Source organism: Microcystis sp. M31BS1, assembly GCF_020245285.1.
Taxonomy (GTDB): Bacteria; Cyanobacteriota; Cyanobacteriia; order Cyanobacteriales; family Microcystaceae; genus Microcystis; species Microcystis panniformis.
In genome coordinates this window covers 1-6437 of the sequence record NZ_JADBVE010000038.1, presented here as the reverse complement: position 1 = coordinate 6437, position 6437 = coordinate 1, and the positions used below count along the sequence as shown (strand labels likewise).

Below are 6437 nucleotides of genomic sequence, written 5' to 3'. Positions count from 1 at the left end.
TAATACAAGGTTAACCAAAGGAAGTCAAGCTGTATCCTTAACAAGGGAACAGTCAAACTAGGAGCCGTGTGAGGTGAAAGTCTCATGCACGGTTCTGAATGGGAGGGGAGGTCGGTGACGACCTTCTCGACCCCTAATCGTTATTTTTTTATCGTTGGGTTGTAACCAGTAACGTTATGGGTTACACTTAATGGATGATAGTCAGTTTCAAGCATCGAGGACTAGAGCAGTTCTTTGAATCGGGAAGCACCCGAGGCATTCAGGCAAATCATGCCAAACGAATTCGGCTGATTCTGGCTCGTCTCAGTGCTGCAACTTCACCGCAAGACATGAACTTACCCGGATTGGTACTTCATGAACTGGCAGGGCAACGTAAAGGAACCTGGACGGTGAGAGTATCTGGAAACTGGCGGATCACTTTCACCTTTGACGGTGTTGATGCTTGTGATGTCGATCTTGAGGACTACCACTGATGAAAATGCATAATCCACCACATCCTGGTGAAGTTCTTAAAGAACTTTGTCTCGAACCTTTGAATCTGACTGTGACTGAGGCTGCTGAAGCATTGGGTGTAAGTCGAAAAACCCTATCTGCCATCTTAAATGGTAGGGCAGGTATTAGCCCCGAAATGGCAATTCGCTTAGGGAAAGCTTTCGATACATCTCCTGAAAGTTGGCTCAATCAGCAAATGCAATACGATCTATGGCAAGCAGAGCAGACAATTGGCAATATCAAAGTCAAACGGCTATCAGTTGCCTAACCAGGGTTTGCAGCCGACGGACTCAACAACCCAGTGCGATGCCGAAGGCACTGCATAGCAGATCGCCATCGCTGTAGGGTGCGTTCCCTAATGTGGCTCCTACTGCCCCACCAATAGATTTTTGGGGAACGCACCATGCTAGAGGATTATAAAAATATTTGCCGTCGCACTCCAGCCCATCGCGGCTGAGTTCAACCGTTATCGAGAAAAATAATTAAATACCGTCAAATTCCCCTAAAACTTTCACCTCTGGTTCTAACCAGAGGGACCAGCGATCGAACACTTGTTCCTGCACATGGCGAATTAAACGCAGAATATCGGAGGCTTTTGCTGAACCAATATTCAGGATAAAATTAGCGTGTAATTGTGATACTTGCGCCCCACCAATTTGATAACCTTTTAATCCCATTTCCTCAATTAAAGCCCCGGCAAATTGCGGTTTAGGATTGCGGAAAACACTACCACAACTAGGACGATCATAGGGTTGGGTACTTTTGCGATGGCGTAAATTATGGGTAGTAATTGCCATTATTTCCTCGCGATTATCGGTAGCTTCTAACTGAAATGTGGCCTCAATAACTAAGCGTTGATCCCCTTGCAGAGAAGAACTGCGATAACTATAATTTAAATCTTCTTTGCTTAAAGTTTCTAACTGACCATCGGGATTTAATACCAGCGCCCGCACTAATCGATCCGCCACACAGGAGGTGTGCGCTCCCGCATTCATCACCACAGCACCCCCCACCGTACCGGGGATACCCACCGCCCATTCTAGGCCCCTCCAGCCCCTTTTTGCCGCTCTCCAAGCTATTTTTGGCAGAGGTTCCCCCGCCGCTGCTGTAATCGTAGCAGTTTCGGCATCAAAACAACTCGATCGCAGATGGCGAGTATTGAGAACAAGTCCGGGTAAACCTCGATCGCTGATTAGTAAATTTGAACCAGCCCCCAAAACAGTCAAGGGCAACCCTTGCGATTGCCACCAAGCGAACACTTCTCTTAATTCCTCTAGATTAACTGGTTCGGCATACCATTGCGCTCTTCCCCCCACCCGGTAGGAAGTGAAATCAGCTAGAGAAACAGAGGTTTTAATCATAGGGTTTTAGGGGTTGGAAGTTATAAATTATGAATTATAAATTATGAATTGGGGGTTGGGGAGCAGAACGTAACGTAGGTTGGGTTGAAGCATGAAACCCAACGATCATGTTACTTATTTAGGGTCTGCTGAAAAAGTACGGGCGAAGCATTCGGATAGAAAATCTGCGGTTTCACCGATAGGTTATTGCCCGAATGCTTCGCCCCTACAGGACGCGGGCCGATGAAGACGCAAGGTTTTGAACGACGATTCTCTCAAAATCTTACACCTGTTTCGCTCATACAGCCACAAAACCCCTACCTTGCCTACATTTCACATTTATTCAGCAAACCCTATTTAATACTGCTCACTTAAAAACTCAAATCTGATCACTGATCACTGATAACTGATAACTGATAACTGATAACTAACTTCTATACTCTAACTGCTAATTGTTCGCGGTAAAGAGAGAGCATTTCGGGGATAACTTGATTGAGATTGCCAGCACCGAGGAAGAGGGCTAGATCCCCTGGTTGGAGAATTTCTAGCAGGAATTGACCTAAAGAACTCAATTCGGGGTGATAGTAGGCGTTTTTATGGTGTTTTCTCACCTGTTCGACCACTTGCTGCCCAGTGACGTGATCGATATTCACTTCCCCGGCACTATAAATATCCGTTAAGACTACCACATCGGCGGAACTGAAAGCGGAGCCGAATTCCTCTAAAAAGGTAGTGGTGCGACTGTAGCGATGGGGTTGGAAAATAGCGATCGAACGTTGGTACTGTTTGCCTTCTACCTTCAATTTTGCCGCCGCTAACGTGGCTAACAATTCGCTAGGATGGTGGGCATAATCATCGATAAAAGTAATGCCGTTTGCCTCTCCCTTGTGTTCAAAACGGCGTTTTGCTCCGGCAAAAGTAGCGATCGCATCGGCAATAACAGCAAATTCTAAACCGAGATAACGTCCGATGGCAACCACTGCCAAAGCATTACTAATATTATGTTGCCCCGGGATTTTCACTTCCATTTGTCCCAGATAACTGCCTTTTTCCCAGACGGAAGCTTTCATCATTCCCTGTTCATAGATAATCTCGCTGACGGTGTAATCGGCACCTTTTTCGGGATCGAGACTATAACTAATCGTCGGACGGAAATGCTCGGCGATCGTGTCACAATCTAAACAAGCGACTAAAATCTGGCACTGATGGGCAAATTCACGGAAAGTATCGATAACTTCGCTTAAATTCTGGTAATGATCTGGGTGATCTAGCTCAATATTAGTGATTACGCCGATTTTTGGCGCGTGTTTGGTTAGGGAACCATCGGACTCATCGGCCTCTGCCACTAAAAAACGACCTTGACCAAGACGAGCGTTACCTTCCCAAGCGTCCACCTCACCACCGACAATGATCGTGGGGTCTAATCCCGCTTCTAACAAAACGTAACCGATTAAGCTGCTAGTGGTGGTTTTTCCGTGGGTTCCAGCAACGGCGATACTGTCGTAATCAGCGATTAAAGCCGCTAAAACGTCGCTACGGTGAAAAATTGGGTATCCTAAGTCTCTGGCCGCTCGATATTCCTTGTTATGGTCATTAATCGCCGTGGAGCAGATTACTTGCGGAACTGTTTGGCTACTGTTTTGAGGGCCGGGAGAATGAAATAAAGCTAAATTATTTGCCTCTTGACGGTGGAAAATCTGCGCTCCCGCTCCCTGTAGCCGTTGGGTGATATGAGTAGGACGTAAATCGGAGCCAGACACAGGTAAATTGCGCTTGGCTAAGATATAAGCGAGGGCTGACATCCCAATACCGCCAATACCGATAAAATGGAAAGGTTGGCCGTTAAAATTAACTTTTTTCACTTTTTTCACTCCTCAGACCCACAATTATATAAGTTTTAAACTCGATCGGTAGTAAAGTCAACCTCATGATAGGGGCATTTGAGCAGAATTCCCAAGTGTTGCCCAGTCACCTTGCAACATCCTTGACGCAGAATTAAAATTTTTTCTCCCAATTCCCTTTTTTTGGGGTGTGGGGTGTGGGTGTGGGGTGTGGGGTGTGGGGTGTGGGGAGGTGAGGAGAATAAATAAAAATAATCTCCTGTCCCCTGTCTCGGAGTCCCCTGTCTCGGAGTCTCCTGTCTCGGAGTCTCCTACTCTCCTGAATGGTGAGCTAATAAATTATTTTCGATCGGGATCGTAAAGTTCAACCTTTAAGGTATGATTGGGAACATTAATTATTTTTTTATGTATTGCACTAAAACGTAGAGGGCAAGCAGCAGTGATTAGAGTAGCGATCAATGGTTTCGGACGGATTGGACGTAATTTCCTAAGATGTTGGTTAGGACGGACTAATAGTGGCTTGGAGGTAGTGGGGATCAATGATACATCCGATCCCCGGAGTAACGCTCACCTGCTCAAATATGACTCGATGTTAGGCAAACTTAACGCTAATATCGATGCCGATGATAATTCTTTAATTGTTAACGGTAAAACCATTAAATGTTATTCCGATCGCAATCCCCTCAATCTGCCCTGGGCAGAATGGGGTGTAGATTTAGTGATCGAAGCTACCGGTGTTTTCGTCGATGAAGAGGGCGCTTCTAAGCATATTGTCGCAGGAGCTAAAAAAGTCCTCATTACCGCACCGGGTAAAGGTTCGGGAGTGGGAACCTATGTCGTTGGTGTCAACGCTCACGAATACGAACACGATAAATACAACGTCATCAGTAATGCCAGTTGTACCACCAACTGTCTTGCTCCTGTTGTCAAAGTGATTCACGAAAACTTCGGCATCATCAAAGGGACGATGACCACCACCCACAGTTACACTGGTGATCAACGGATTCTGGATGCTAGTCACCGGGATCTGCGTCGCGCTCGCGCCGCAGCCGTTAACATCGTTCCCACCTCCACCGGTGCCGCTAAAGCTGTAGCCTTAGTTATCCCCGACATGAAAGGGAAACTTAACGGTATCGCTCTGCGTGTACCCACTCCTAACGTTTCTGTGGTGGATTTAGTCGCGCAAGTGGAAAAAAGTACGATCGCGGAACAGGTAAACGAAGTCCTCAAAGAAGCTTCGGAAAATTCTTTGAAAGGAATTCTCGAATATAATGATTTACCCCTCGTTTCCTCTGATTATCGCGGTGTTGATGCCTCCTCGATCATTGATGCTAGTCTCACCATGGTGATGGGTGGCGATATGGTGAAAGTTATCGCTTGGTACGATAACGAATGGGGTTACTCCCAACGGGTGGTTGATCTCGCTGAAGTCGTCGCCAGCAAGTGGAAAGGCTAAATCAGTGATCAGTAAACAGTAATCAGTGAACAGTGGGCGTTAATTAGGAGTCAGGAGTGGTTAGTGATAACTGATAACTGATAACTGATAACTGTTAACTGAGCAGTGATAAATTCTCACCGAAAAAGCGCCGATAGATTCCCTCTGTCACCAATTGAGCGGTGATTAGGTTAGCTAGGGCAATCATAAACAGGATCAGTATCTGGTAGGAAGCGGCGTTTAAAGGTTCACTTCCTGCCAATACCTGTCCGGTGAACATTCCGGGTAAACTGACTAAACCCACCACCATCATCTGATTGAGGGTGGGTATTAAACTAGCTCGAATCGCTTCTTTTTGATAAGCTGCGATCGCTTGTTGAGGGGTTGCCCCTAAACAAAGATGGGTTTCGATTTCCAAACGGTGACTTTTAATGGCACTGCTTAATCTCTCCCCGGCTAAAGAGGCACTATTCATCGCTTGCCCTAACACCATCCCCGTCAAGGGAATTAAGTATTGGGGTGAGTACCATTGTTCTGGTTGAATAATTAAAGCGATCGCATAACCTAAAGTTAGACAGCTACTAATCAACAGAGAGCCAAAAACTAGGGGTAATAAGCCTTTATCTCGGCTATCAATGCGATTTTTAGCAACAATAGTCGCTATAGTCATCATTACTGCCAAAATCCCCAGCACAGCTAGAGGATTATCCAGGGAAAAAATAACGGCGATAACGTAGCCTACCACTAATAATTGCAGGATCGATCGACCGGTCGCTAATAATAATTGTCCCTCTAGGGCTAAATTTGACCAACGGGAGAGGATTAAACAAATACCCATCATCCCCAAAGCCCAACCCAAATCCACCAGATTTAGTTCTACTAATCCATCCATAAAAATAAAAGAAACAAATTAAAAGGATACTTCATCTATAAATAGCAAGTTTATCACAGATGTCGGGGTGAAGACCCTCGCTTTTAGGGAAGGGTCGGGCGGCTTTAAATAAATATGTATTGTCAACTTAAGGAATTTTGTGTTAAAATATTGATACTGGGTCGAGCAGTGTCAAAATGTTTGTACTAGAATACAAAGTTAAGCCAAAACCTAATCAGATAGAAGCCATTAATGAGGCAATACGGACAACTCAATTTGTTCGGAATAAAGTCCTGCGTTATTGGATGGATAATCCTGGTGTTGGCAAAACAGAGTTATTTCGGTACAACACAGCATTAAGGAAAGAGTTTAAATTTGTTGATGATTTAAACTCCCATGCTTGCCAGACTGCCGTAGAAAGAACCTTGCGGGCAATTACTCGGTTTTACGATAATTGC

The 6437-nt window shown here is 45.3% G+C and carries 6 protein-coding genes and 1 pseudogene; 4 read left to right on the top strand and 3 right to left on the bottom strand.

Annotated elements, in window-relative coordinates; all coding sequences use genetic code 11:
- Positions 1-194 precede the first annotated feature (194 nt).
- Together IM509_RS01930 and IM509_RS01925 are read left to right on the top strand one after the other, a co-directional pair.
- On the top strand, positions 195-473 hold the full coding sequence (locus IM509_RS01930) for a type II toxin-antitoxin system RelE/ParE family toxin (protein WP_072927295.1): 279 nt from the start codon (positions 195-197) through the stop codon (positions 471-473).
- Positions 473-760 carry a HigA family addiction module antitoxin gene (locus IM509_RS01925; protein ID WP_072927294.1) on the top strand — a complete coding sequence of 96 codons (288 nt, stop codon included), beginning with the start codon at positions 473-475 and terminating at the stop codon, positions 758-760. Before IM509_RS01930 ends, IM509_RS01925 begins: the two co-directional genes overlap by 1 nt.
- 214 nt (positions 761-974) lie before the next feature.
- On the opposite strand, the gene murB is transcribed toward IM509_RS01925, so the two are convergent.
- Both murB and murC read right to left on the bottom strand, forming a co-directional pair.
- A complete protein-coding gene (gene murB, locus IM509_RS01920) occupies positions 975-1853 on the bottom strand; it encodes a UDP-N-acetylmuramate dehydrogenase (RefSeq protein ID WP_072927291.1) in 879 nt (292 codons plus the stop codon).
- A 413-nt stretch (positions 1854-2266) separates the two neighbouring features.
- Positions 2267-3694 (bottom strand): UDP-N-acetylmuramate--L-alanine ligase, encoded by a 1428-nt coding sequence (murC, locus tag IM509_RS01915; RefSeq protein WP_185237492.1) that lies wholly within the window; start codon positions 3692-3694, stop codon positions 2267-2269.
- A 418-nt stretch (positions 3695-4112) separates the two neighbouring features.
- Here murC and IM509_RS01910 point away from each other — a divergent pair, with 418 nt between their 5' ends.
- Positions 4113-5129, top strand: a complete 1017-nt coding sequence (locus IM509_RS01910) for a type I glyceraldehyde-3-phosphate dehydrogenase (RefSeq protein WP_002731954.1) — start codon at positions 4113-4115, stop codon at positions 5127-5129.
- Between the two features lie 94 nt (positions 5130-5223).
- Here the strand turns inward: IM509_RS01910 and IM509_RS01905 are convergent, their stop codons facing one another.
- Positions 5224-6000, bottom strand: a complete 777-nt coding sequence (locus IM509_RS01905) for an ABC transporter permease (RefSeq protein ID WP_052277353.1) — start codon at positions 5998-6000, stop codon at positions 5224-5226.
- 176 nt (positions 6001-6176) lie between these two features.
- Between IM509_RS01905 and IM509_RS01900 the strand changes: the two are divergent.
- Positions 6177-6437: pseudogene (locus IM509_RS01900) on the top strand (RNA-guided endonuclease TnpB family protein); the annotation flags it as partial.

Excerpts from the sequence above, each read along its gene's own strand:
- IM509_RS01930 (WP_072927295.1), top strand. The coding sequence starts at position 195 with ATGATAGTCAGTTTCAAGCATCGAGGACTAGAGCAGTTCTTTGAATCG.
- IM509_RS01925 (WP_072927294.1), top strand. The coding sequence starts at position 473 with ATGAAAATGCATAATCCACCACATCCTGGTGAAGTTCTTAAAGAACTT.
- murB (WP_072927291.1), bottom strand. The coding sequence starts at position 1,853 with ATGATTAAAACCTCTGTTTCTCTAGCTGATTTCACTTCCTACCGGGTG.
- IM509_RS01905 (WP_052277353.1), bottom strand. The coding sequence starts at position 6,000 with ATGGATGGATTAGTAGAACTAAATCTGGTGGATTTGGGTTGGGCTTTG.